Annotated in this window: 21 protein-coding genes; 11 read left to right on the top strand and 10 right to left on the bottom strand. The window is 70.5% G+C overall.

What is annotated here, in order from left to right:
- Positions 1-8: 8 nt before the first annotated feature.
- The 5 genes from OVA26_RS02005 to OVA26_RS01985 form a co-directional block, all read right to left on the bottom strand.
- On the bottom strand, positions 9-1,046 hold the full coding sequence (locus OVA26_RS02005) for a zinc-dependent alcohol dehydrogenase family protein (protein WP_268102765.1): 1,038 nt from the start codon (positions 1,044-1,046) through the stop codon (positions 9-11).
- Positions 1,047-1,197: 151 nt separating this feature from the next.
- A complete protein-coding gene (locus OVA26_RS02000) occupies positions 1,198-4,509 on the bottom strand; it encodes an OmpL47-type beta-barrel domain-containing protein (protein ID WP_268102764.1) in 3,312 nt (1,103 codons plus the stop codon).
- Between the two features lie 325 nt (positions 4,510-4,834).
- Positions 4,835-6,214: an adenylosuccinate lyase gene (gene purB, locus OVA26_RS01995; protein WP_268102763.1), complete on the bottom strand. Its 1,380-nt coding sequence runs from the start codon at positions 6,212-6,214 to the stop codon at positions 4,835-4,837.
- 27 nt (positions 6,215-6,241) lie between these two features.
- Positions 6,242-6,748: a low molecular weight protein-tyrosine-phosphatase gene (locus OVA26_RS01990; protein ID WP_074694583.1), complete on the bottom strand. Its 507-nt coding sequence runs from the start codon at positions 6,746-6,748 to the stop codon at positions 6,242-6,244.
- A gap of 34 nt (positions 6,749-6,782) precedes the next feature.
- Complete coding sequence (locus OVA26_RS01985) at positions 6,783-7,187, bottom strand: phage holin family protein (RefSeq protein ID WP_268102762.1); 405 nt, start codon at positions 7,185-7,187, stop codon at positions 6,783-6,785.
- Positions 7,188-7,333: 146 nt separating this feature from the next.
- Here OVA26_RS01985 and OVA26_RS01980 point away from each other — a divergent pair, with 146 nt between their 5' ends.
- The 4 genes from OVA26_RS01980 (at position 7,334) to OVA26_RS01965 (ending at position 12,054) form a co-directional block, all read left to right on the top strand.
- Positions 7,334-8,410, top strand: coding sequence for a histidinol-phosphate transaminase (locus OVA26_RS01980; protein ID WP_268102761.1), 1,077 nt, complete (start codon positions 7,334-7,336; stop codon positions 8,408-8,410).
- Between the two features lie 98 nt (positions 8,411-8,508).
- Positions 8,509-9,639 (top strand): thiamine pyrophosphate-dependent enzyme, encoded by a 1,131-nt coding sequence (locus OVA26_RS01975; RefSeq protein ID WP_268102759.1) that lies wholly within the window; start codon positions 8,509-8,511, stop codon positions 9,637-9,639.
- Between the two features lie 8 nt (positions 9,640-9,647).
- Positions 9,648-10,613 (top strand): alpha-ketoacid dehydrogenase subunit beta, encoded by a 966-nt coding sequence (locus OVA26_RS01970; RefSeq protein ID WP_268104852.1) that lies wholly within the window; start codon positions 9,648-9,650, stop codon positions 10,611-10,613.
- A 112-nt stretch (positions 10,614-10,725) separates the two neighbouring features.
- Entirely contained in the window at positions 10,726-12,054 is a 1,329-nt protein-coding gene (locus OVA26_RS01965; protein WP_268102758.1) for a dihydrolipoamide acetyltransferase family protein, read from the top strand.
- Positions 12,055-12,086: 32 nt separating this feature from the next.
- On the opposite strand, the gene OVA26_RS01960 is transcribed toward OVA26_RS01965, so the two are convergent.
- Positions 12,087-13,526 carry an MFS transporter gene (locus tag OVA26_RS01960; protein ID WP_268102756.1) on the bottom strand — a complete coding sequence of 480 codons (1,440 nt, stop codon included), beginning with the start codon at positions 13,524-13,526 and terminating at the stop codon, positions 12,087-12,089.
- Positions 13,527-13,689: 163 nt separating this feature from the next.
- Between OVA26_RS01960 and OVA26_RS01955 the strand changes: the two genes are divergently transcribed.
- From OVA26_RS01955 to OVA26_RS01935, 5 genes are all read left to right on the top strand, one after another.
- Positions 13,690-14,592, top strand: a complete 903-nt coding sequence (locus tag OVA26_RS01955; RefSeq protein WP_268102754.1) for a MetQ/NlpA family ABC transporter substrate-binding protein — start codon at positions 13,690-13,692, stop codon at positions 14,590-14,592.
- A complete protein-coding gene (locus OVA26_RS01950; protein WP_268102753.1) occupies positions 14,589-15,614 on the top strand; it encodes a methionine ABC transporter ATP-binding protein in 1,026 nt (341 codons plus the stop codon). The genes OVA26_RS01955 and OVA26_RS01950 overlap by 4 nt, the downstream gene beginning before the upstream one ends.
- Positions 15,611-16,270: a methionine ABC transporter permease gene (locus OVA26_RS01945; protein ID WP_143017828.1), complete on the top strand. Its 660-nt coding sequence runs from the start codon at positions 15,611-15,613 to the stop codon at positions 16,268-16,270. The genes OVA26_RS01950 and OVA26_RS01945 overlap by 4 nt, the downstream gene beginning before the upstream one ends.
- 71 nt (positions 16,271-16,341) lie before the next feature.
- A complete protein-coding gene (locus OVA26_RS01940; protein WP_268102752.1) occupies positions 16,342-16,752 on the top strand; it encodes a DoxX family protein in 411 nt (136 codons plus the stop codon).
- A gap of 209 nt (positions 16,753-16,961) precedes the next feature.
- Positions 16,962-18,347 (top strand): GmrSD restriction endonuclease domain-containing protein, encoded by a 1,386-nt coding sequence (locus OVA26_RS01935; protein ID WP_268102751.1) that lies wholly within the window; start codon positions 16,962-16,964, stop codon positions 18,345-18,347.
- 130 nt (positions 18,348-18,477) lie between these two features.
- Here OVA26_RS01935 and OVA26_RS01930 read toward each other — a convergent pair whose 3' ends face one another.
- Together OVA26_RS01930 and OVA26_RS01925 are read right to left on the bottom strand one after the other, a co-directional pair.
- Complete coding sequence (locus tag OVA26_RS01930; RefSeq protein ID WP_200914111.1) at positions 18,478-19,107, bottom strand: TetR/AcrR family transcriptional regulator; 630 nt, start codon at positions 19,105-19,107, stop codon at positions 18,478-18,480.
- Positions 19,108-19,117: 10 nt separating this feature from the next.
- On the bottom strand, positions 19,118-19,879 hold the full coding sequence (locus tag OVA26_RS01925) for an acetoacetate decarboxylase (protein WP_268102750.1): 762 nt from the start codon (positions 19,877-19,879) through the stop codon (positions 19,118-19,120).
- Between the two features lie 95 nt (positions 19,880-19,974).
- On the opposite strand from OVA26_RS01925, the gene OVA26_RS01920 reads away from it, so the two are divergent.
- The gene (locus tag OVA26_RS01920; protein ID WP_268102749.1) at positions 19,975-20,853 is read left to right on the top strand and encodes a 3-hydroxyacyl-CoA dehydrogenase family protein; all 879 of its coding nucleotides are present in this window, start codon (positions 19,975-19,977) and stop codon (positions 20,851-20,853) included.
- Between the two features lie 11 nt (positions 20,854-20,864).
- Here OVA26_RS01920 and OVA26_RS01915 read toward each other — a convergent pair whose 3' ends face one another.
- Positions 20,865-22,190, bottom strand: coding sequence for an aspartate aminotransferase family protein (locus tag OVA26_RS01915; protein ID WP_268102748.1), 1,326 nt, complete (start codon positions 22,188-22,190; stop codon positions 20,865-20,867).
- Between the two features lie 84 nt (positions 22,191-22,274).
- Between OVA26_RS01915 and OVA26_RS01910 the strand changes: the two genes are divergently transcribed.
- The gene (locus OVA26_RS01910) at positions 22,275-23,795 is read left to right on the top strand and encodes a PucR family transcriptional regulator (protein WP_268102746.1); all 1,521 of its coding nucleotides are present in this window, start codon (positions 22,275-22,277) and stop codon (positions 23,793-23,795) included.
- A 228-nt stretch (positions 23,796-24,023) separates the two neighbouring features.
- Here OVA26_RS01910 and OVA26_RS01905 read toward each other — a convergent pair whose 3' ends face one another.
- A complete protein-coding gene (locus OVA26_RS01905; RefSeq protein WP_268102745.1) occupies positions 24,024-25,538 on the bottom strand; it encodes a CoA-acylating methylmalonate-semialdehyde dehydrogenase in 1,515 nt (504 codons plus the stop codon).
- Between the last annotated feature and the right edge of the window lie 65 nt (positions 25,539-25,603).

Raw genomic sequence — 25,603 nt, 5'->3', positions numbered from 1 at the left:
CCCCGCGACTACCGGCGCGGGTCGATCATCGTCATCCCCGCGGGTGACGCCGAGTCCATCGTCGGCAGCAGGTCGGCCGCCTCGGCGAGTCCCACCACGCGCTCGATGAGCTCCTGCGGTCGCAGGGCGCCACTCTCGATGAGCGAGAGCATCTCGGGATAGTCCACCGCGGCCATGCCGTGGCTGCCGAGCAGGTCGAGTTCCCACGCGATCACGCGGGCCATGGGCATCGAGGTCATGCCGTCGGCGGTCGGGAGCAGCCCGATCTGCACGTGCCGCCCGCGTCGACGCAGGCTCAGCACGGCGTCGCGCGCCGTCTGGGCGCTGCCGACCGCGTCGACCGAGACGTGGCTGCCGCCCCCGGTGATCTCGTGCACGGCCGCGGCGATGTCCGAACCGTCGGCGACCAGCGTGTGCTCGGCCCCGAGCCGCTTCGCCGCGTCGAGGGCCGCCGGGGTGCGATCCACCGCGATGACGCGCGCGCCCAGGGCGGCGCCGATCATCACGGCGCTGAGGCCCACGCCGCCCGCGCCGACGACGGTGATCCACTCGCCCGCCTGCACGCGCGCCCGCCCCGTGAGCGCGCGGTAGGCGGTGGCGAAGCGGCAGCCGAGGGCGGCCGCGGCCTCGAACGAGACGTCGTCGGGGATGCGTACGACGTTCGTGTCGGCAGCGCGCAGCACGACGTGCTCGGCGAAGCTCCCCCATTGGGTGAAGCCCGGCTGCTGCTGGTCGGGGCAGACCTGTGCGTTGCCGCCGAGGCACCACTCGCAGGTCCCGCAGCCCATCACGAAGGGCACCGTCACGCGGTCGCCCACGCTCCAGCGCTGCACGCCCTCACCGACCTCGACGATCACGCCCGCCAGCTCGTGCCCCGGAATGTGGGGGAGTGAGACGTCATCGTGCCCGACCCACGCGTGCCAGTCGCTCTTGCACAGGCCCGTCGCGTGCACCTCGACGACGACCCCGCCGGTGGGGGCGCTCGGGGCCTCGACCTCGCGCACCTCGAGGGGTTCGGCCAGGGCATCCATGATCATCGCGCGCATGGCATCCATTCTTCCGCTCCGCATGCGCGGCCCGCGCGCGGTGCGGTGGGCCGCGACGGCGAGGTGCTCATCCGTCGCGTGTCCAGAACACGCGGACGCTCTGGGATGTCGTCCGGGTGTTCTGGACACTCCCGTCGCGTGAGCGGCGACGTCAGGCCTGCCGGCGGCGGCGCAGAAGGAGCAGTCCCGCGCCGAGACCCCCGAAGGCCAGGGCCAGGATGCCGAGGGCCAGAGGCATCTCGGAGCCGGTGGCGGCCAGACCGCTGCCGCCCGCCGCGGTCCCGCCCGATCCGCCGATGCTGCCCGCCGGGGTGCCGGGGGTGCCGGTGCCCGTTCCGGAGCCGTCGCCCACTCCCGCGCCATCGCCGGGCGCGGCCCCCGCCACGACCGTGACGGTCGCGGACCGCGTCTGCTCGACGTTGCCGGCCACGTCGGTGGAGCGGAACTGCACGAGGTGGTCGCCGGCGCCGGTGAGCGTCACGCTCGAGCCCGCGGTCCACGTCGTCCCGCCGTCAAGCGAGTACTCGGTCAGGGCGACGCCCGAGGTGGCATCCGTCGCCTGGAACACCACCGTCGCCTCGGCCGGAGCCAGAGCCTGGAACACCGCGGCCGGCTTCATCAGGCGCACCAGCGTCGAGGGCTTCGCGGTAGAGGCCTCGGTGGTCGGGGCGGTCGTGTCGATGCGGATGGGCAGCGATCCGGCGACCTCGGGCACCTCGACGCCGTTCCACAGGGCGCGATAGTCGACGGTGTGGTCGCCGTCGGTGGTGACGTCGAAGTCCGGTCCCGTCTGCCACGCCCCGCCGTCGATGCGGTATTGCACCTCGACGTCGGTGTTGCCGTCGTGCGACAGGCTCACCGGGACGGGAGCGGCGGTGTACCAGCCGGCGGCGTTGGGCTGCTTCCGCAGGAACGGCTCGATGTGCGCGATCCCGCCGGCCTCGGCCACGAAGAACTCGGGGATCTTCAGGTACGACCCGGGGGTCGCGAAGGTGAAGCGCAGGCCCGTCGCCAGGACCTTCTGGAACGACAACGTCGTCTCGACGCCGTTCGTCACCGTGGGCGCGTCACCGGTGAGGGGCAGCGGCTTCCACTGGTTGTCGTGGTAGTCCCGGTACTCGAGCGAGACACCCGCGATCGAGCCTTCGAGGTTCGTGAAGCGCACCTCGTTCAGACGGTGGATCTCGAACGTCTCCATCGTGAAGGTCGCGGAGTCCTTGTAGCCCGCGTCGGTCCAGGTCGACCACGCCGTGCCGAGTCGGCCGTCGCACGCGTTGGAGGCGGGCATCGTGGCCCACTTCGTCTGGTGGAAGGATGCCGACACCGTCGTGCCCATATCGCGGCACACGTTCACGGCCGAGGCGTTGCCCCACACGTCGACCTCAGAGATCGACTGCCACGTGTTCGCCTGGCTCGTCAGCCGGAGCCGCAGGGCGCTGGCCGCCGGAAGCGTGCGGGCGTCGATCACGGCCGTGGGCGCCGGGGTGCTGGCATCCTGAGCGAGGGTCGCCTCGACCGCGGTGTCCTTCCATGCGCCCGAGGCGTCGCGGTACTGCACCTGGATGCGCGAGGGCCAGGTCGCCGTCGCCCCGTCCTTGTAGGTGTGCACGACGATCGAGTCGAACGTGCGGTCGGTGCCCCAGTCGAACTGCAGCCAGCTGTCGCGCGGGTAGCCGTTTCCGGTCCAGTCGTCCCAGCCCTTGGCCGTGGGGTTGCCGTCGGTGAGGGTGGCGACGAGGTCGGAGCGGCTCGACGCGGTCACGGTCGCCTCGGGGGCGATGTCGGCGATGCCGGGCTCGGCGACCGTGATCGTGCGCTGGAACGAGCGACCGGCGGTGAAGGTCGCGTCGGCGGCGAGGGTGCCGGTGATCGTCTGCGGGCCGAGCACGCTCGTGTCGATCGTCGACCAGGTGACGGCGACCGGGGCGGTGCCGGCGGAGGTGTCGACGGGGACGCTGGTGGGCAGCTGCGGGGTGGCGCCGCGGCGGACGGTCTCGGGCAGACCGGTGGTCACGGCGCGCCAGGTGCCGTGGCCGAAGCCCTTGTCATCCCAGTACGAGGCGTCCCATCCCTTGCCGTAGCGTGCGGGGTCCTCGGCGGCGGGGTTGTGCATCTCGAGGCGTCCGTTCTCGCCCACCGTGAGCGGGAGCCAGACGTAGGTCGAGTCGGACTTGCCCTCGTTCCAGCGGTCGCCCATGTAGACGAACTTGCCCGGCTCGAGCTCGAACACGTTCGTCGTCTGCGAGCCGAACGTCGAACGGCGCACGTCGCCGATCGAGAGCAGGCCGTCACCCCCGTCGGGGATGGCGTTGTACGAGACGGTCTCGTTCACGTCGTTCGCGTCGACACCGCGGATCCACGTGCCCATCAGGTTCTTCGTCGTGTAGTACGTCTGTGGGTTGGGCGCCCAGCCGGTCGCGCCCGAGGTGACGACGCTGTACGTGCCGTCGCGCTCGAAGATCGCGGGCGCCTCGAGGTGGCCGCACTCCTTGACGATCTGGAAGTCCTTCCCCCGTTCGGGCGCCGCGGGGGTCCCGTCGGCGAAGACGTAGGGGTAGCGGCCGTCCTCGGAGTACTGGTTGACGTCGAGGGTGTCGCGATCGGTGGTGTGGGTGACGTTCGTGTAGGTGTCGTCGAGGGCGGCGACGTAGAGGCTGTAGTTCTCCTCCGACGAGTACGAGATGTAGGCTTTGCCGTCGTCGTCCTGGAACACCGTCATGTCGCGCGCCTGACCGGGGACCGCGTACTGCGTGCAGGCCTGGTAGTCGGTGCGGTTGGGCATGCGGAAGGCGCCCGTCATGCGGAACGGGCCCGCGGGCGAGTCCGATACGGCGACCGCCGCCATCGACCGCGCGTAGGTGCTGCCGCCGGGCTCGGTGCGCCCGTCGGCGTGCCACCACATGACCCACTTGCCGGTCTTGGCGTTGTGCAGCACCTTGGGGCGCTCGAAGATCGCAGTGTCATCCGAGTTCTGCGTCGAATTGAGGTGGTAAGCGAGGGCATCGATTTTCTCGGTGCGCGGCTGGCCGTTCTCGTCGACGGTGTCGTACAGGTCCTCGAAGTAGGGCGTGAGCAGGTCGTCGCGCGTCGAGATGCTGCGGAGCGCGTCTCCGAGGTTCGTCCAGTTCGTGGCATCCGTCGATCGATACACCGCGACGCCGGGGCTGTTCCAGTAGCCGTTCGTGCGGTCTTCGCCGTACCAGTAGTAGACGGTCTGGCCGTTCTCCTCGGTCGTGACGACCTGCCCGCCGTGCGCCTGGATGTGCCGGCCGTCGGTGTCGTACCAGGCCGGTTGGAAGTAGTCGGCCGCGCCGAGGCCGGGGTCGGCGAGCGGCTGGAAGTTCGTGTAGGTGACGGGCGGGTCGATCCGGGGCACGCCGTCGTTCGGATCGGTCGGCACGCCGCCCGCGGCGCTCGCCGCGAGGGGGGATGCCAGGGCTCCGGCGACCACGGCAGCGGTCACGGCCGCGAGGAGCTTTCGCACGAAAGAGGAAGAGGGGCGTCGAGGCGTCATCGCGTCTGTTCCGATCTGCGCCGCGACGGTGCGGCGCACGACGGCCCGGGGGCCGCGGTGGGGGATGTTGACGTCAACACTATGGGGCACCGGTGCGCGACGTCCAGGGGAAGTTCGCGGTCGGGTGCTCGCCGACGCCCGCGCCGCGCCGGCGCGACGCGGGCGCGAGAACACGTCGAGTGTCCAGAACACCCGGACGTTTCCGAAGATCGTCCGGGTGTTCTGGACACTCACGGAGGGGGCGGGCGGCGGCGCGTACCGCGCCCGCAGCGCGTTACAGCGCGTCGACCACCTGCGACGCGAGGCCCGCGTACGCGGCGGGGGTCAGCGCGAGCAGGCGCTCTTTCGCGGCGTCGCCGATGTCGAGGCCGCGCACGAACTCCGCGAGCTCGGGGCCGCCGACGCGGCGTCCGCGCGTGAGGTCCTTCAGCAGCGCGTAGGGGTCGGTGATCTGCGAGCGACCCGCGGCGATCTCCGCGCGCACGACGGTCTGGATCGCCTCGGCGAGCACTTCCCAGTTCACGTCGAGGTCGGCCAGCAGCACGTCTTCGGCGAGCGAGATCTCGGTCAGGCCCCGCTGCAGGTTGTCGAGCGCGAGCAGCGAGTGTCCGAAGGCGACGCCGATGTTGCGCTGCGTGGTCGAGTCGGTGAGGTCGCGCTGCATGCGGCTGGTGACGAGGGTGGATGCCAGGGTGCTGAACAACCCGCCGGCGATCTCGAGATTCGCCTCGGCGTTCTCGAAGCGGATCGGGTTGATCTTGTGCGGCATCGTCGACGAACCGGTGGCTCCCGCGACGGGGATCTGCGTGAAGTAGCCCAGCGAGATGTAGGTCCAGATGTCGGTGGCGAGGTTGTGCAGGATGCCGCCCGCGTGACGCGCGCGGTCGTACAGCTCGACCTGCCAGTCGTGCGACTCGATCTGCGTGGTGACCGGGTTGAAGCCCAGCCCGAGCGACTCGATGAACGCGCGCGTCAGCTCGGGCCAGTCGACGTCGGGCTCGGCCGCGACGTGCGCCGACCAGGTGCCGGTGGCCCCCGAGAACTTGGCGAGGTACTCCCCGGCATCCAGCTGACGGATGACGCGCTCGAGGCGCCATGCGAACACGCCGACCTCTTTGCCCATGGTCGTCGGCGTGGCGGGCTGCCCGTGCGTGCGCGAGAGCATCGCGGCGTCGCGGTGCTGCTTCGCGAGCTCGGCGAGGGCGGCGGTGACCGAGCGGAGCTTCGGCAGCCACACGCGCTCGACCGCGCGCTGCACGGTGAGGGCGTAGGCGGTGGAGTTGATGTCTTCGCTGGTGCACGCGAAGTGGGTCAGCTCGGCGAGGGCGGTGAGGCCCAGGGTGTCGAGGCGGTCGCGCACGAGGTACTCGACGGCCTTGACGTCGTGGCGGGTGACCGCCTCTTTGTCTTTCAGCCACGCGATCTCGTCGGCGCCGAACTCCTCGTAGAGGGCGCGCAGGCGCGCGCGGTCGGCGTCGGAGACGGGGGAGGTGCCGAACAGCGAGCGATCGGTCAGGGCGAGCAGCCACTCGACCTCGACCTCGACGCGGGCGCGGTTGAGACCGGCCTCCGACAGGTAGTCGCCGAGTTCCGCGACGGTGGCGAAGTACCGGCCGTCGAGCGGGCTGAGGGGCTGCGGGGGCAGAGAGGACACGGGTCTCCCGGGGGTTGCGCGAACGGGTCAGCCCGCGGAACGGATGGCGGGCTCGAGCTGTCGGAACAGGGCCCTGCTGGCGCGTTCGATCATACCGAGCACCTCGTCGAACATCGGGGCCCCGGCGTAGTACGGGTCGGGGACGTCGAGGGTCTCGGCATCCGGAAGGAAGGACTGCAGCAGAGCGATCTTGTCGGCGTCGTCGTCGTCGCGCGCCCACCCGCGCAGCACGCGCTCGTGACTGCGGTCGAGGGCGACGACGAGGTCGTTGCGCTCGAAGTCGGCGTACTGGAACTGCCGGGCGCGGTGCGAGGAGCCGTCGTAGCCCAGGCGGTCGAGAGCCGCGAGGGTGCGGTGATCGGCGCGCTCACCGACGTGCCAGTCGCCGGTGCCGGCCGAACTCGACGCGATGTGCGCCCCGAGGCCCGAGGTGTCGGCGATACGGCGGAACACGACGTCGGCCATCGGCGAGCGGCAGATGTTGCCACTGCATACGAACACGACGCGGAACGGCGCGTCGGGGTTCGCGGTCATCCCCCCATCATGGCGGTGATGGGCCTCGAACGCATCAGCGGCGTTCGCGCTCCTCCCGCCGCGGACGCAGGATGCCGCCCAGGACGGCGTTGATGATCCCGATGAGCAGCGCCGCCACGACCGTCAACCAGAACTCGCCGGTGCGCAGGCCCCAGTCCCAATTCTCGGTGATGACGCCCGTGAGCCATAGCAAGAAACCGTTGATGATCAGCGAGAAGAGCCCGAGCGTCAGGATGTAGAGCGGGATCGCGACGATCTTGACGACGGTGCCGATGATCGTGTTGACCAGCGCGAAGATGAGCCCGACCACGAGCAGCGTGAGCAGGACCTGGAACCACTCGCCCGGGGCGAAGGGGATGAGCCGCACCTGCAGGGCGGGCAGCAGAGTGACGATCCAGATGGCGAAGGCGTTGACGGCGACGCGGACGACGAAGCGCATGCCCCCATCGTGGCACGCACCCGCCGTCGCGCCACGGGGTTGTGGAGAACGCCCCGCGCGCTCGAGGCCTGGGGAGGACTTGCCGGGGGATAGGCCGCCCAAAGTGGGACTGACGCGCACGGCGGGCCCCCGGTTAGGCTCGCGGGGTGAGTGAAGAGCCGGTCCTGCCCCGTATCCGCCCCGAGATCGCCGCGCTGCCCGCGTACCGGCAGGGACGACAGGCCAGCCCCGACGCCTTCAAGCTCTCGAGCAACGAGAACCCCTTCGAACCGCTTCCCGGCGTCCTCGATGCGGTCGCCGCCGCGGGAGCCTTCAACAGATACCCGGATGCCACGGCCGCCCGCCTGCGCGAACGCCTGGCCGCACGGTACGGCGTCTCGCCCGACGAGGTGCACGTCGGCGCCGGCAGCGTCTCGGTGCTGGCGCAGCTCCTGCTGGCGACCTCGGGTCCCGGCGACGAGGTCGTCTACGCCTGGCGCTCGTTCGAGGCCTACCCCTCGCTCGTCGCGGTCGCGGGGGCGAAGAGCGTGCAGGTGCCGTTGACCGCTGACTCGCGTCACGACCTCCCCGCGATGGCCGCCGCCGTCACCGAGCGCACGCGCCTGGTGATCGTGTGCAGCCCCAACAACCCCACGGGGCCGACCGTCGGTTACGACGAGTTCGCCGCGTTCGTCGACGCCGTGCCGCGCGACGTGCTCATCGTCCTCGACGAGGCCTACGCCGAATTCGTGACCGACCCCGCGTCAGTCGAGGGCAGTCGGGTGCGCGCGGTGCTCGGTCGCCCGAACGTCGTCGTCCTGCGCACCTTCTCGAAGGCCTACGGGCTCGCGGGTCTGCGTATCGGCTACGCGATCGGCCACACCGGGGTGCTCGATGCCTCGCGCAGCACCGCCATCCCGCTGTCGGTCACGGCGGCCGGAGAGGCCGCGGCGATCGCGAGCCTCGATGCCGAGAGTGAGCTGCTGCACCGCGTGAAGGTCATCGCCGAGCGACGCGACCGCCTCGTCGGCCGCCTTCGCGAGGCCGGGTGGGACGTCCCCGACGCCCAGGGCAACTTCGTGTGGCTCGCCGCCGGCGATCGCACGGTCGAGGTCGCCACCGCTTTCGAAGAGGCCGGGCTCATCGTGCGTCCGTTCCCGGGCGACGGCATCCGCATCTCGATCGGCGAAGAGGAGTCGCTCGACCGCGTGGTCGAGGTCGCCGCGGCCACCGCCCCGCACTGATCCGCGGCGGCGCCTTTGTCGACAACGAACGCCGAATCACGGCATCCGTTGTGCACCTCATGCGGTCTCGCGCATGGGTCGCGCGTTAGCGTGGGACCATGACCCCGCTCGACGATCCCGCTCTCGTGCGCGTTCTGGCAGCCGACGGCACCCTGGCGCCCACGCCCGCGGCCGAGCGCTACCTGCCGCTCATCGACGCCCTGACCGACGCCGAACTTGAGACCTTCTACCGCGACATGGTCTCGATCCGCGCGTTCGACGTGCAGGCCACCAACCTGCAGCGCCAGGGGCAGCTCGCCCTGTGGCCGCCGTCTTTCGGGCAGGAGGCGGCCCAGGTCGGCTCGGCCCGCGCGGCCCGCGCGCAGGACCACATCTTCCCCTCGTACCGCGAGCACGTGGTCACCCGCATCCGCGGCGTCGACCCGCTCGACATCATCCGGCTCATGCGCGGACTCACGCACGGCGGGTGGGACCCGACCGACCCGAAGAACGGCAACACGCACATCTACACGCTGGTCCTGGGCGCGCAGACGCTGCACGCCACGGGTCTTGCGATGGGCCTGGTGTTCGACGGCAAGAGCGGCAGCGGCGACCCCGAGCGCGACGAAGCCGTGATCGTCTACTACGGCGACGGCGCCTCGAGCCAGGGCGACGTGCACGAGGCGATGGTCTTCGCCGCGAGCTTCCAGACCCCCGAGGTGTTCTTCCTGCAGAACAACCAGTGGGCCATCTCGGTGCCGGTCGCGACGCAGTCGCGCTCGCCGCTGTACAAGCGCGGTGAGGGCTACGGCATCCCGAGCCTCCAGGTCGACGGAAACGACGTGCTCGCGAGCTACGCCGTGTCGAAGGTCGCCCTCGACGAGGCGCGCGCAGGCGGCGGCCCCCGCGCGATCGAGGCGATGACGTACCGCATGGGCGCGCACACGACCAGCGACGACCCCACCAAGTACCGCACCTCCGACGAAGAGAAGGCGTGGGCCGGGCGCGACCCGATCGCCCGCATGCGCGCCTACCTCGAGGGACGCGGCGCCTCGCAGCAGTTCTTCGACGACGCGGATGCCGAGGGAGCAGCCCTCGCCGACGACGTGCGCGTACGCACGAACGAGCTCGGCGGCATCCCGCGCGTGCACATGTTCGAGAGCGTCTATTCCGAAGCCCACGCGTTGATCGCCGAGGAGCAGCGCTGGCTCGACGACTACGAGAACTCGATGGAAGGGGGCGCGCAGTGACCGACAACATGCCGATCAGCCGCGCGCTGAACGCCGGACTCCGTCGCGCGCTCGAGACCGACGACCGCGTGCTGCTCATGGGTGAGGACATCGGCCCGCTCGGCGGCGTCTTCCGTGTGACCGAGGGCCTGCAGAAGGACTTCGGTCCGCGCCGGGTCATCGACTCCCCGCTCGCGGAGTCGGGGATCGTCGGCACCGCGATCGGTCTCGCGATGGGCGGCTTCACGCCCGTGCTCGAGATCCAGTTCGACGGCTTCGTCTTCCCCGCCTTCGACCAGATCACCTCGCAGCTCGCGAAGATCACGAACCGCCACGAGGGCGCGGTACGCATGCCCGTCGTCATCCGCATCCCCTACGGCGGACACATCGGCGCGGTCGAGCACCACCAGGAGAGCCCCGAGGCGTACTTCACGCACACGGCAGGGCTCCGGGTGGTCAGCCCCTCGAACGCGAACGACGCCTACTGGATGATCCAGCAGGCCATCGACTCGCCCGACCCCGTCGTCTTCCTCGAGCCGAAGGCCAAGTACTGGCAGAAGGGCGAGGTCGACCTCGAGGCCCCTGCGCTGCCGCTGCACGCGAGCCGCATCGTGCGCCGCGGCACCGACGTCACGCTCGTCGGACACGGCGCGATGGTGACGACCCTGCTGCAGGCCGCCGCTCTCGCCGAGAGCGAGGGCACGAGCTGCGAGGTCATCGACCTTCGTTCTCTCTCGCCCGTCGACTACGGCCCCCTGCTCGACTCGGTGCGCCGCACCGGCCGCATGGTCTACGCGCAGGAGGCGCCGGGCTTCACCTCCCTCGGCTCCGAGATCGCCGCGACCGTCATGGAGAAGGCCTTCTTCGCCCTCGAGGCACCCGTGCTGCGGGTGTCGGGGTTCGACGTGCCCTTCCCGCCCGCGAAGCTCGAGGGCACCTATCTGCCCGACGCCGATCGCATTCTCGAGGCCGTCGACCGGTCTCTTGCCTACTGACCCTTCCCGCTTCCCACCCGTGGACCGCGAGACTGCACCCCGCTGACGAGTCGGTGACATTCCGTCGCCGACTCGTCAGTGAGATGCTGTTTCGCGAGCAAAGGACACCATCGTGACCGAGCAGACCTTCGTTCTCCCCGACGTCGGAGAAGGCCTCACCGAGGCCGAGATCGTGCAGTGGCGCGTCGCCCCGGGTGACACCGTCGCCGTCAACGACGTGATCGTCGAAATCGAGACGGCCAAGTCGCTCGTCGAGCTGCCCTCGCCCTACGCGGGCACGGTCGGTGAGCTCCTGGCATCCGAGGGCTCCACCGTCGAGGTCGGTGCGCCGATCATCACGATCGGAGCAGCGGATGCCGCCACCCCGGCGGCCGCGCAGCCGACCACGGTTCCCGAGCCCAGCGACCCCGGCGGGGCCGTGCTCGTCGGCTACGGCACGGGCGGTGCGGTGTCGTCGCGGCGGCGGAAGCCCGCCGAGCGCCCCGTGAAGGCGTCGGTCGGCGTCGTCGCCAAGCCCCCGATCCGCAAGCTCGCGCGCGACCTCGGTGTCGACCTCTCGGCCGTCACGCCCAGCGGACCCGCCGGCGAGGTGACCCGCGACGACGTCGTGAAGCACGCCGAGCAGGCCAGTGTCTTCCGCAACATCGAGACGCCCGCGTGGGGTGCCGTCCGCGAGGAGACGATCGCCGTGGCCCCTCCCGCGACGCCCGCCCCCGTGGCATCCGCTCCCTCCTCCGACGCCCGCGAGGAGTCGATCCCCGTCCGCGGCGTCCGCAAGGCGACCGCCAACGCGATGACCTCGAGCGCGTACTCGGCGCCGCACGTGTCGGTGTGGGTCGACGTCGACGCCTCGCGCACGATGGAGCTCGTCAAGCGCCTCAAGGCCTCGCCCGACTTCGCCGACGTGAAGATCTCGCCGCTGCTGATCATGGCGCGCGCCGTGATCTGGGCCCTGCGCCGCACCCCGATGATCAACGCCGCGTGGGTCGACACCGAAGACGGCGCGCAGATCTCGGTGCGCCACTACGTCAACCTCGGCATCGCCGCGGCGACCCCGCGTGGCTTACTCGTGCCGAACATCAAGGAAGCGCAGTCGATGAACACGCGCGAACTCGCCAAGGCGCTCGAGCACCTCACGCTCACCGCGCGCGAGGGCAAGACCAGCCCCGCCGACCAGACCGGTGGCACGTTCACGATCACGAACATCGGTGTGTTCGGAGTGGATGCCGGGACCCCGATCATCAACCCCGGTGAGGCCGGCATCATCGCGCTCGGCGCCATCCGTCAGAAGCCGTGGGTCGTCGACGGCGAGGTGCGTCCCCGCTGGGTGACCACGGTCTCGGGCTCGTTCGATCACCGCGTGGTCGACGGCGACGGGATCTCGCGGTTCATCGCGGACGTGGCATCCGTGTTGGAGGAGCCGGCGCTGCTGCTCGACTGAGCGGCGCGCGCCACTGCCGGCGCGCAGGGGACTCAGGGCAGCGAAGGGTGCTTTTCAACCGGCGTCGACCGCGTGGGGATCAACAGGGCCAGCACCAGCGCGATCGCCGCGGCCCCGATTCCCATCAGGAACGACACCTGGAACGCCTGCGAGGTCGGGACGCGCGTCTCGCCCGAGCCGGTCGACAGCGTCGCGAGCACGACCCCGACGATTGCGGCGGCGGTGCTCGTCCCGAGGGAACGCGCGAGGGCGTTGAGGCCGTTCGAGGCGCCGGTCTCGCTCGGCGGCACGGCGCGCATGATGAGCATGGGCATGGCGGCGTACCCGAACCCGATGCCGAAGCCGATCAGGATGTTCGCGACGACGAAGTGCCAGACCTCGGTCGAGAAGATCAGGCTGAAGCCGTAGGCGAGGATGAGCGAGATCGAGCCGGCCACGAGCAGCACACGGGGTCCGATCGTCCGGGCCAGGGTGCCCGAGATGGGCGAGAGCACCATCATCACCAGGCCCGAGGGCATGACCACGAGGCTCGCGGCCAGCAGCGACAGGCCGAGTCCGACGCCGGTGGCGACGGGAAGCTCGAGCATCTGCGGGTACGCGACGTTCGAGGTGAACAGGGCGAAGCCCATGGCGACGGATGCCAGGTTGGTGAGCAGCACGGGGCGGCGCGCGGCGACGCGGAGGTCGAGCAGCGGGTTCTCGACGCGCAGCTCGTACCAGCCCCACACGAGCAGAACGAGGATGCCGCCGATGGCGAGGCCGAGCGTCAGCGGCGAGGTCCAGCCCCACGAGTTGCCGCGCGAGACCGCGAGCAGCACGCCGATCAGGCCGATCGCGAGGCCGACGGCGCCCAGGTAGTCGAAGCGCCCGGCGGTGCGCAGCACGCTGACGGGGACGATCCAGAGGATCAGCACGAAGACGATCGCGCCGAGGGCGCCGGCGATCCAGAACAGCCAGTGCCAGTCGGTGTTCTCGGCCACGAGCGCGCTGATCGGCAGGCCGAGAGCACCGCCGACGCCGAGCGTCGCGCTCATGAGGGCGATCGCGCTGTCGACGCGGTTCTCGTGCAGCACGTCGCGCATGATCGAGATGCCCAGCGGCACGACGCCGACCACGGCGCCCTGCAGCGCGCGGCCGATGATCATGCCGATGATCCCGGTCGACAGTGCGGCCACGACCGAGCCGAGCATCATCACGATCAGAAGGACGAGCACGATGCGGCGCTTGCCGTACATGTCGCCCAGGCGGCCCGCGATGGGGGTGATGACAGCCGCGGCCAGCAGGGTCGAGGTCACGACCCACGCGGTGTCGTCGCGCGAGGCGTTCAGCAGCTGCGGCAACTGCGACTGGATGGGCACCACGAGGGTGAACATGAACGACGAGCACAGGCCCGCGAGGGCCAGGATCGCGACGACCAGACCCTGAGGGCTGTTCCGGGACAATCTCTTACGCGCGTTTTCATCCCGTGACATCACTGTCCAGGCTACGCCTCCGCTGTGAGCCCGCGGGTCGGCGAGATGCGCGATCTTCGCCCACTCTGCGGCATCCACCCAATCCATTACCCCCCGTGACAGCCCGTTACCGGCCGTAACGACTGGAATTCCGATCCCGGATGCCGCGTGCTGACGTGGTCTCATGACTACTCGCCGCACCGCACGCCTGGCCACGATCCTCAGTGCTTCCGCCGCTGCCCTGATGCTGACCCTCACCGGTTGCGCCGGGGGTGCGGCATCCGGAGACGACTCCTCGCGGATCGTCCTCGGCGCCGACGACGGCAACGAGGCGCACTGGACGGTGCTGAAGCAGAAGCTCGCCGACGAGGGCATCGACCTCGAGGTGCGCACCATCAACGATGGCGTGCAGCTCAACCAGGGCGTGCAGGACGGCGAGCTCGATGTGAACCTCTTCCAGCACCTCATCTACCTGTCGCAGTTCAACGTCGAGAACAACGGCTCGCTCGTGCCGGTCGGCGCGACCGCGGTGTACCCGCTCGCGCTGTACTCCGAGAAGTACCAGGACGTGAAGGACCTGCCCGAGGGCGCGAAGGTCGCGATCCCCAACAACCCGACCAACCTCGCCCGCGGTCTGCTCAACCTGCAGACGGCGGGGCTGTTGACGCTCAAGGACGGCGGCACGGCCTTCTCGACGCCGGCCGACATCGTCTCGACCAAGGTCGAGCTGCTGCCCGTCGACACGAACCAGACCGTCACCGCGCTCAAGGACGGCAGTGCCCAGGCCGCGATCGTCAACAACACGCAGGCGCAGAAGGGCGGGCTCGGCGACGAGCTCATCATCTTCAAGGAAGACCTGAACAACCCGCAGCTCGCTCCGTACATCAACGCGTTCGTCACGCGCGACGACAAGAAGGACGACCCGCGCTGGGCCAAGCTCGTCGAGGCGTACCACTCGACCGAGGTCGAGGCGGCGGTCACCGAGCTGAACCAGGGCAACCTGCAGTTCAAGACCGAGTGGACCGGCGCGCAACTGCAGGACGAGCTGACGAGCCTCGAAGACGCCCTCAAGGCCCAGAAGGGATGACCGCGGTCATCGAGCTGCGGGGCGTCACGAAGAGCTTCCGCACCGATCGCCGCACCTCCACCACCGCCGTCGACGACGTGTCGCTGTCGGTCGAGGAGGGGTCGATCGTCGGGGTGATCGGATACTCCGGCGCCGGCAAGTCCACCCTCGTCCGGCTGCTCAACGGGCTCGAGCAGCCGACGTCCGGCGCCGTCGAGGTGCTGGGAGTGAACGTGGGGGATGCCACGGAGGCGAAGCTCCGCGACCTGCGACGCCGCGTGGGCATGATCTTCCAGCAATTCAACCTGTTCACCTCGCGCACGGTGGCGGCGAACGTCGCCTACCCGCTCAAGGTGGCGGGCTGGAAGAAGGCGGACCGCGACAAGCGCGTCACCGAGCTGCTCGACTTCGTCGGCATCGGCGACAAGGCGAAGCAGTATCCGCGGCGCCTGTCGGGCGGGCAGAAGCAGCGCGTCGGCATCGCCCGCGCGATCGCCACGGACCCCCGGATCCTGCTCGCCGACGAGGCCACCAGCGCCCTCGACCCGCAGACCACGGCCGAGGTGCTCGACCTGTTGCGCGAGATCAATCGCCGCTTGGGCATCACCATCGTCGTCATCACGCACCAGATCTCGATCGTGCACGAGCTGTGCGATCAGGTGATCGTCATGGACGGCGGACGGGTCGTGGACAGCGGGGACACGTACCGCGTATTCGCCCACCCCCGCGCCGAGCTCACGAAGCGCTTCGTGGCCGCCGTGACGCAGGGCGTGCCCTCGGGCGAGGCCCTGGCGGCGCTCGCCGCGGGCGGGGGAGAGCTCGTGAGCGTCGAGGTCAACGAGTTCTCGAGCGAGGACGTCTCGGCGGTGTTCCACCGCCATGGCGTCCGTCATTCCGTCGTCTACGGCGGGGTGACCGACGTCCTCGGCCGACAGCTCGGCACCCTGACCTACCGCGTGCACGCCGACGACCTCGATGCGGTGGTCGCCGAACTGCGTGCGCACACCGACGTCGTCCTGCCGGCGAGGGAGGTGCGCTCGTGAACAAGTGGGACACCCTGACCCCGGTGCTGATCCAGTCGATCGGCGAGACCGTCTACATGGTGGCCGTCTCGCTGCTGATCTCGGGCGTCGCGGGACTTGTCATCGGGGCGCTGCTGTACGCGACGCGTCCCGGGAATCTCTTCGCGAACCGGGCGGTCTTCGCAGTCGCGAACCTCGTGATCAACCTCATCCGGCCGATCCCGTTCATCATCTTCCTCACCGCCGTGGCCCCGGTCACGCGCGCGGTGACGGGGACGACCCTGGGAACGGATGCCGCGATCGTGCCCATCACGATTATGGCCACGGTCGTGATCGCCCGCGTCGTCGAACAGAACCTCGTGGCCGTCGATCCCGGGACCGTCGAGGCGGCCCGGGCCGTGGGCGCGCGCCGCATCGGCGTGCTCTTCGGCGTGGTCATCCCCGAGGCCCTCGCCCCGCTGATCCTCGGCTACACGTTCATGTTCATCGCGGTCGTCGACATGTCGGCGATGGCCGGGTACATCGGCGGCGGCGGACTCGGAAACTTCGCGATCATCTACGGCTATCAGCAGTTCAACCAGCAGGCGACGTGGGTGACGGTGGCGATCATCGTCGTCATCGTGCAGGCGGGCCAGCTGATCGGCAACGCACTGGCGCACCGCATTCTGCGCCGCTGACGGGGGCGGCGGGGGTGGCGCGTCCGCCCCCGCGCTCCGCGCGTGCCGAACAGCCCGCCTACCCTCGGAGGATGAGCCTCCCCCGCTTACTCGCTCGCTGGCTGCTCGGTGCCGCACTCGTGTTCACCGGCACCGCGCATCTGACCTTCGCCCGCGACGCGTTCGTCGCTCAGGTGCCGTCGTGGCTTCCGCATCCGGTCGACGTGACGGTCGTGGCATCCGGGGTCGTCGAGATCGCCCTCGGACTCGCCCTCCTCGTCCTCGGCCGCTGGCGCGTCGCGGTCGGCTGGATCGTCGCTGCCTTCTTCGTCGCGATCTTCCCCGGCAACCTCGAGCAGTTCGTCCGGGGCACCGACGCCTTCGGCCTCGACACCGACCTCGCCCGCGGCATCCGCCTGCTCTTCCAGCCCGTGCTGGTGATCTGGGCGCTGTGGTCGACCGGGGCGTGGAAGGCCTGGCGCACGCGCCGACGAGCCCGCTGAGTCGCGAACCGGCCGGGGCGCACCCGGTATCGATTTCGTCTCGGCATTTCCCGCCCGCGCATCCTGCATTCGTAATCCGTCCAGGTGCATTCGGTGCGGTCGGGCGACCTGCATTCCCCTGAATAGACTCGCGAGGTTGTCCAAACGGGGGAAGGGGAATCCATGCGATTCCGGAATGCAGTGGTCCGAGCGAAGGCGGCGGTGGCCGCGTGACGAATGCGACGCCGGGGTGGTACCCCGACACCGAGACTCCCGGTCGCCTGCGGTGGTGGGACGGCCGCCAGTGGACGAACGACTTCACCCCACTGCCGCCCGCGCCGACCGTGACCACCGCCCCTCCGCCGGCGGCTCCGGGCGAGGCGCGCCCCTGGTTCTCGCGCATTCCGATGTGGGGCCGGGTCGTGGCCGGCCTCGGCCTGCTCGTGGCGCTGTGGCTTCTCGCCCCGTTCGTCGCGATGGTCGCCCTCGTGGTGCTCGTCACCGGGATCGTCTCGCTCGCGCGCAACACCCCGACCTGGCTGCGGTTCCGCTCGCGCTCGAGCGCGGCGATCTGGACGGTCGCCGCCGTCGTCGCCTTCGCGGTCGCGGGAGGCATCACGGGGGCCACCTCGCCGAAGACCGCGTCTTCCGTCGCCCAGGCGGTGCCGGCCGCCACGGCTTCTCCGACGCCGTCGCCCACTCTCACGGCATCCGCCACCCCCTTCGCCGACGATCAGGCCGCCCTCGCCGCATTCGCGGGACAGCCGGGTACCGTCGCCGACGCCTCGGCGACCACCGACAAGACAGCGCTCTCCGTGCTCGACACCCTCGCCGTGAAGGGACGCGCGCCCAAGACCGGGTACGACCGCGCCCAGTTCGGTCAGCGCTGGCTCGACGTCGACCGCAACGGATGCGACACCCGCAACGACATCCTCGGCCGCGACCTGAAGGATGCCGTGCGCTCCGGAACCTGCCGAGTGACCGGCGGCACGCTCGCCGATCCGTACACGGGGCGGAGCATCGCCTTCGTCCGCGGCCAGGGCACCTCGGAGCTCGTGCAGATTGATCACGTCGTCGCACTGTCCGACGCGTGGCAGAAGGGCGCTCAGCAGCTCACCGCCGACCAGCGCGCCAGCTTCGCCAACGACCCGCTGAACCTGCTCGCCGTCGACGGCGCGGCCAACGCGCAGAAGAGCGACGGCGATGCCGCCACCTGGCTCCCCGCGCAGAAGAGCTACCGCTGCACCTACGTCGCGGCGCAGATCGCGGTGAAGGCGACCTACGGCCTGTGGGTGACCGAGGCGGAGCGCGACGCCATGAAGCGCGTGCTCGAGAGCTGCCCCGAGCAGGTCGTGCCGACCTCGGCATTCGCGGCGCCCGCTCCGGTCGCCGCACCCGAGCCCGAGCCGGTGGTCGCTCCGGTCGTCGCGCCCGAGCCGGCTCCGGCGCAGCCTCAGCCCGCTCCCGCCGAGCCCGCGCCGGCGCCGCCCGCCGAGGACGCCTACTACGCCAACTGCGACGCCGTTCGCGCGGCGGGCAAGGCGCCCCTGTATCGGGACCAGCCGGGTTACCGGTCGAAGCTGGACCGCGACAACGACGGAGTGGCCTGCGAGTGATGAGCGCGCCGCTCACCCCCTGAACGCCTGAGACGCGCCGCTCCTCATCGGGGCGGCGCGTCTCGCACAGTCGGCAGAGGCGCGGATGCCATGGCCCCGGGCCGGGCGAGACCGGCCATGGTCCCCTCGCTCAGGCGGATGCGGCCCCGCGCGTCAGCCCGAGGATGCAGCCCTCGACCGCCGCGACCCGCACCCGCTGGGTGTCGGCGTGCAACACGCTCTGGCTCACCGCCCCGACGTGAGCGGCGACGACCGCGCGCGTGAACAGGGCGGGGTCGATCACCGGGTGCAGGCCGATACGCGAGAGGCACTCGACGAGCAGCGGCTGCAGCGTGTCGTGGAAGTGATCGGTGTGCGCGGTGAGCAGCATCCGGACCTCCTCGTCGTGACGCGCCCGCGTGATCAGCACCGAGCGGATCGCGTACCACTTCTCCTCGGGAGGGAGCCCCTCGACGACGCCGCGCACGATGTCGTCGAGGGTCGGCTGCTCGCTGCTGCGCGCGTCGCCGAGCATGTCGCTCAGCAGCTCGAACACCAGCTCCGCCTGTTGCTCGTAGACGGCGAAGAATACCTCGTCGACCGAGCGGAAGTTCGAGTAGAACGCCCCGCGCGTGTATCCCGCGCGGCGCGTGATGGCCTCGACGCTCACCGAGGTGCTGCCGGTCTCGTCGAAGATCGCCTCGGCGGCCGCGATCAGCGCCGTGCGGGTGCTGCTGCGGCGTCGCACGGGCTTCGGCGCCTCTGCGGGGGTGGTCGTCACGGGCTCCACGTTACGCAGCGGCGGCGCGGTTCACCTCGTCGAGGTAATCGACGACCGGGCGGACGGGGGCGAGGGTGAGGTCGGTGACGATGTGCGAGGCGCTGACGATCTCGCGCACGGGGAGGTCGGCCATCGGGGCGAGCGCGTGCTCGAAGAGCTGCAGGCGGGCGGGCCCGGTCCACGCCTCCTTCACCACGATGTCGGTGATCTCGGTGCGCACGAGGTGCGCCGCGCGCAGGCCCTGCGTGAAGACGTCGGGTACGAGCTTGACCATGAAGGTCGGCACGGTGATCTGCGCCTTCGCCTCGTCGAGGTCGAGCGGCTCCCACTTGTAGCCCATGGTGGCGGTGGCCACACGCTCGCCGCCGCGGTCGAGGGTGCCGACGAGGGCGCCCTGGTCGACGCGCAGGTCGGGGGTTCCGGTCACCTTCGGGTAGGCGCTGAGCTCTCGCCCCGACACGGTGGCGGCGAAGTTGTCGAGGTACATCGCGTGCAGGTACTCGCCGCGCTCGCCGTCGAGGGTGACGGGGATCGCCTGTCCCGACTCGACGTAGGGACCGTAGCCGTCGACCTCGCCCATCTTCATGACCTCGAAGCGCACGAGCGGCTCGTCGATCTCGAGCGGCTCCGGAACCACGGCTCGCAACGCCTCGGCATCCGTTCGATAGACGACGTTGAAGTACTCGCGGTTGAGGAAGCGCGTGACCCGCAGCGGGTAGACGGGGGCGGTCAGCGGCGTGGTGCCGCGGCGGAGGATCTCGAGAGGGTTCATCGGTCATCACCTGTTCAGTACGAAGTGTATTGAGTACAGTGTGTATCGAGAGGTTCGCGTTCGCAAGCGACCCTCGCCCGCACGAGAGGAATGACATGAGCGTCCAGCTGCCCCAGAACATCGACACCCGACCCGTCACCGTGATCGGGGGTGGCACGCTCGGTCGTCGCATCGCGCTGATGTTCGCCAGCGGAGGGGCCGACGTGCGCATCTTCGATCTCGCGGATGCCGTGCGCTCCGCCGCCGTCGCCTACGTCGAGCAGACGCTGCCCTCGGTGGTGGCCGCCCGCGAGGGAGCCGCCGCCGGAACCGTGCACGGCGCCGATGAGTTGGCATCCGCCGTCTCGAACGCCTGGCTCGTCGTCGAGGCCGTGCCCGAGCGCATCGAGCTCAAGACGTCGGTGTTCGGCGACCTCGACCGCCTCGCGCCGGCGGACGCCATCCTCGCCAGCAACTCGTCGTCGTTCGCGTCGCGCTTGATGATCGACGAGGTCTCGGCACCCGAGCGCGTGCTCAACATGCACTTCTACATGCCGCCGCAGCAGAACGCGGTCGACCTCATGAGCGATGGACAGACCGCGCCGGAGGTCATCGCCTTCCTGCAGGAGCAGCTCCCGAACTTCGGGGTGTTTCCATTCGTCGCCCGTCAGGAGTCGACCGGCTTCATCTTCAACCGCATCTGGGCCGCCATCAAGCGCGAGGCCCTCGCGGTCGTCGCCGACGGCGTCTCGACCCCCGAAGACGTCGACGCCATGTGGCGGGTCAACTCCGGCGCCCCCGCGGGCCCGTTCCAGATGATGGACCAGGTCGGCCTCGACGTCGTGCTCGACATCGAGCAGCACTACGCCGACGAGAACCCGCACCTGCCCGAGGGTCCGCGCGAGCTGTTGAAGGGCTACGTGGATGCCGGCAACCTGGGCGTGAAGTCGGGCCGCGGCTTCTACGACTACAGCGGGAAGGCCGCCGCCGCCTGACCCGCGGGGCGTCAGGCGCGCGCGGCCTCGGCCTGCAGAACCTCGACCAGCACGTCGAGGCCGCGGTGGGCGTCGGCATCGCCGATCACGGCGGGCGGCACCACGTGCACGCGGTTGTCGGCGGTGAAGCCGAGCAGGCCCTTCTCGAGCATCGCGGCCTTGATCGCGCCGATGCGTGCGGCGGCCAGGGGCTCGCGCGTGGCCTGGTCGGATACGAGTTCCACGGCCCAGAACACGCCGCGGCCGCGCACCTCTCCGACGAGCGGCGAGTCCTCGGCCAGCTGGCGCAGGCGCGGGCCGATGACCTCCTCGCCGATGCGGCGAGCGTTCTCGATCACGCCCTCATCGGCCATCGCCTGTTGGGCGGCGACGATGGATGCCGCGGCGAGCGGATGACCCGAGTACGTCAAGCCACCGGGGAAGACGCGGTCGTCGAATACCGAGGCCACGGCATCCGAGATCGCCACTCCGCCCACGGGCACGTATCCCGAGTTCACGCCCTTCGCGAAGGTGATGAGGTCGGGCCGCACGTCGAACGCATCGAACGCGAACCACTCACCCGTGCGGGCGAAGCCGGCCATGACCTCGTCGAGGATCAGCAGGATGCCGTAGCGGTCGGCGATCGCGCGGACGCCCTCGAGGTATCCGGGCGGGGGTACGAGCACGCCCGCGGTGCCGGGGATCGTCTCGAACAGGAACGCCGCGATCGTGTCGGGACCCTCGGCCTGCACGGTGCGCTCGAGGTGGCGGAGGGCGCGCTCGCACTCCTGCTCGGGGGTCTCGGCCCAGAACTCCGACCGGTAGAGGTAGGGGCCGAACACGTGCACGTGCCCGCGCGAGTACTCGTTCGGCATGCGGCGCCAGTCGCCGGTCGCGACGATCGCCGACCCGGTGTTGCCGTGGTACGAGCGGTAGTGCGACACGATCTTGTCGCGGCCCGTGGTCAGGCGGGCCAGGCGGATGGCGTTCTCGTTGGCATCCGCCCCGCCATTGGTGAAGAAGACCTTCGAGAAACCCTCGGGGGTCCGCTCGAGGATGAGCTCGGCCGCGTGCGCGCGCGTCTCGTTCGCGTGCGCGGGAGCGACGGTGGTCAGCTGCGCCGCCTGCTCTTGGATCGCGGCGACGACCCGCGGATGCTGGTGCCCGATGTTGACGTTGACGAGCATGCTCGAGAAGTCGAGGTAGCGGCGGCCGTCGGCATCCCAGACCTCCACTCCTGAGCCCCCGGCGAGGGGGAGCGGCGCGAGCGAGCCCTGCGCCGACCACGAGTGGAAGACGCTCGTGCGGTCGCGGTCGCTGATCTCGGCGTTGCGGGGAGTCGAGAGGGGTGTCGGCATGCCTCCAGTGTGAAAGCGTCGCGTCGTGCCGGGGAGCGCCGATCTGTCGGTAATCTCGACGGACGATCGACAGTTTGGCCCGCCATGCCCGCGACGCTCCGCACCCTCCTCGACGACCCGTCGTTCCCCCTGCGCGTGCTGACCCGACTCGACGATGACGCGCTCGACCGGCCCCTGTCGTGGGTGCACAGCTCCGACCTGCCCGATCCGACCCCGTACCTCGAGGCCGGCAACCTGCTTCTGACCAACGGGGCGCAGTTCTCTCCGGATCCGGATGCCGATGAGGCACGGGCCTATTGCCGACGCCTCCGTGAGCTCGGGGTGGCGGGCCTCGGCTTCGCGACCGACATCATCCACGACCGCGTGCCCGAGGCCGTGGTGCGCGCGGGCGAGGCCGCCGACCTGCCGATCGTCGAGATCGCGGATCGTGCGCCGTTCATCCGGATCATCCGTTTCGTCGCCGACATCATCGCCGCTGAGGGTGCCGCGCGCCTGTCGTGGCTGCTCGACGCCCAGCGCGCGGTGGCCCGAGCCGCGGTGCGCGACGACGGCCTGCGCGAGATCCTCGCCACCCTCTCGCGCCTGCTCGACGCCTGGGTCGAGCTGTACGACGCGGTCGGCGGTCGTCTGTCGTCGCCGGGTCTGCGGGCCGCGCCGGCCGAGGTCGAGGCCGAGGTCGGTCGCGACGTGCGGCGCCTGCTCGAGCGGCGGACCGCGGCGAGCCTCGTCGTGCCGTCGGCCGGTCACGCGCTGGTGCAGACGATCGGGCAGAGCGGGCGACTGCGCGGCGTGCTCGCGGTCGGTGGACCCGAGCCGCTCGACCCCGCGGGCCGGGATCTCGTGGCCTCGGTCGTGGCGCTGGCGAGCATCGCGCTCGAGCAGCAGCGCGGACTGCAGTCGGCCCTGCGCGGCGTGCGCGCGGGGGTCATCGACCTGCTCGTCGACGGACACGGCGACACGGCGCGGCGCGTGGCCGCGTCTGCGCTCGGGGGTCTGCCCGCGGCGCCGTACCTGGTCGGGGTCGTGCGCGGGGCGGCAGCGCGTGCGGGACTGCACGACGAGCTCGACCTCGTCTCGAGCGACCCCGCCCGCATGTTCTCTGCCGAGCGCGAGGACGACATCATCGTGCTCGTGGCGGACGACGCGGCCCCCGCGCTCACGGCGCTCGCCGCGCGACGGTCGCTGCGCGTCGGAACCGTCCGTCACACTGACGACGACGACCTCGCCGAGGATCTGCGACGAGCGGACCACGCGGCGCGCGACGCTGCGGCCGGCACCGTCCGCGCCTACGACGAGCTCGCGGGCCGCGGTCTGGTGGGGGCGCTCCGCGAACGGGGCGGCGCGGTGCTCGCCCGCTCCCTGCTGCAGCCTCTCGAGGTGCTCCCGGCGCTCGAGCGGGAGCGACTGATCGCGGCGGCGCGGGTCTGGCTCGACGCCAACGGCGCCTGGGATCCCGCGGCGCGGATTCTCGGCATCCATCGCCACACCCTGAGGGCGCGCATGGCGCAGCTCGAGCAGGTTCTCGAGCTCGACCTGTCGAGCTTCGCCGCCCGCGCCGAGCTGTGGGCCGCCCTGGAGCTGGCAGGCCCTCCCGCCCGCGCGTGAGGGGTCGGTTTCTGTCGCTTCAGCGCGCTCCAGGTGACACTGTTCGACCCCTCACGCGCGATCCGGCGCGGCGTCGCACCAGCCCGCGTGAGGGGTCGGCTTCTGTCGCTTCAGCGCTCGCCAGGCGACACATTCTGACCCCTCACGCGAAGCGCGGGAAGGAACGACGGATGCCGCGACCCGAGGCTCGCGAAGAGCCCGGGGGCGCGGCATCCGGCGCGAAACGACTCAGCTGTTCTGGGGGAAGCCGAGGTTGATGCCGCCGTGGGTGGCGGGGTCGAGCCAGCGGCTGGTGACGGCCTTCTCGCGGGTGAAGAAGTCGAAGCCGTGCACGCCGTAGGCCTTCGCGTCGCCGAACAGGCTCTTCTTCCACCCGCCGAACGAGTGGTAGGCCACCGGCACGGGGATGGGCACGTTGATGCCGATCATGCCGACCTGCACCTCGTGCTGGAAGCGGCGGGCGGCTCCGCCGTCGTTGGTGAAGATCGCCGTGCCGTTGCCGAACTCGCCGCCGTTGATGAGGGCGAGGCCCTCTTCGTACGTCTTCACGCGCACGACCGAGAGCACGGGGCCGAAGATCTCCTCGGTGTAGGCGCGCGAGGTGGTCGGCACCTCGTCGAGCAGGGTGGGGCCGAAGAAGAAGCCCTCCTCGTGTCCGTCGACCGAGAATCCGCGGCCGTCGACGACGATGGTCGCGCCGTCGGCTTCAGCGATGTCGACGTACGAGGCCACCTTCTCGCGGTGCGCGCCCGAGATGAGGGGGCCCATGTCGGGCTCGTCGGCATCCGCTCCGTTTCCGATGCGGAGCTTCGTGATCCGCTCGGTGATCTTGGCGATCAGCTCGTCGGCGACCGGCTCGACGGCCAGCACCACCGAGACGGCCATGCAGCGCTCGCCCGCGGCACCGAAGCCGGCGTTGACGGCGGAGTCGGCCACGAGGTCGAGGTCGGCGTCGGGGAGCACCAGCATGTGGTTCTTGGCGCCGCCCAGGGCCTGCACGCGCTTGCCGTTCTTCGACGCGGTCTCGTAGATGTACTGCGCGATGGGGGTGGAGCCGACGAACGAGATCGACTGCACCTCGGGGGCGGCGAGCAGCCCGTCGACGGCGACCTTGTCGCCCTGCAGCACGGTGAAGGCGCCGGCGGGAAGGCCCGCCTCCTTCCACAGGCGCGCGAGCCAGAGCGAGGCGGAGGGGTCCTTCTCGCTCGGCTTCAGCACGACGGCGTTGCCGGCGGCCAGGGCGATGGGGAAGAACCACATCGGCACCATGGCGGGGAAGTTGAAGGGGCTGATGATGCCGACGACGCCGAGCGGCTGCTTGAGCGAGTACACGTCGACGCCGCTGGAGGCGTTCTCGCTGTAGGCGCCCTTGATGAGGTGCGGGAAGCCGGTCGCGAGCTCGACGACCTCCTGGCCGCGGGCGATCTCGCCCATCGCGTCGGAGAGCACCTTGCCGTGCTCGGCGGTGAGGATCTCGGCCAGCTCGCCCTTGCGCGCGTTCAACAGCTCGCGGAACGCGAACAGCACGCTCTGGCGCTTCGCGATGGAGGAGCCGCTCCACTCGGCGAAGCCGCGGCTGGCCGAGGCGATCGCGGCCTGGATGTCGGCCTCGCCGGCCAGCGCGACGTGCGCCTGCACCGCGCCGGTGGCGGGGTTGTAGACGGGGGCGGTGCGTCCACCCGTCGGGGCGCTCTCGGCGCCGTCGATCCAGTGCGCGATGACGGGGAGGTCGTGGTCGGTCATGGATCCCAGTAAAGAGATCCCGACCCGGGTCCGCCGTCGACAATCGGGCGACCGCACCCGTGAGG

Origin of the sequence: Microbacterium sp. SL62, assembly GCF_026672635.1 — a bacterium.
In the GTDB taxonomy this organism is placed as follows: domain Bacteria; phylum Actinomycetota; class Actinomycetes; order Actinomycetales; family Microbacteriaceae; genus Microbacterium; species Microbacterium testaceum_A.
Note: the sequence above shows the minus strand (reverse complement) of the source record. Positions and strands in the feature narration are given on the sequence as shown.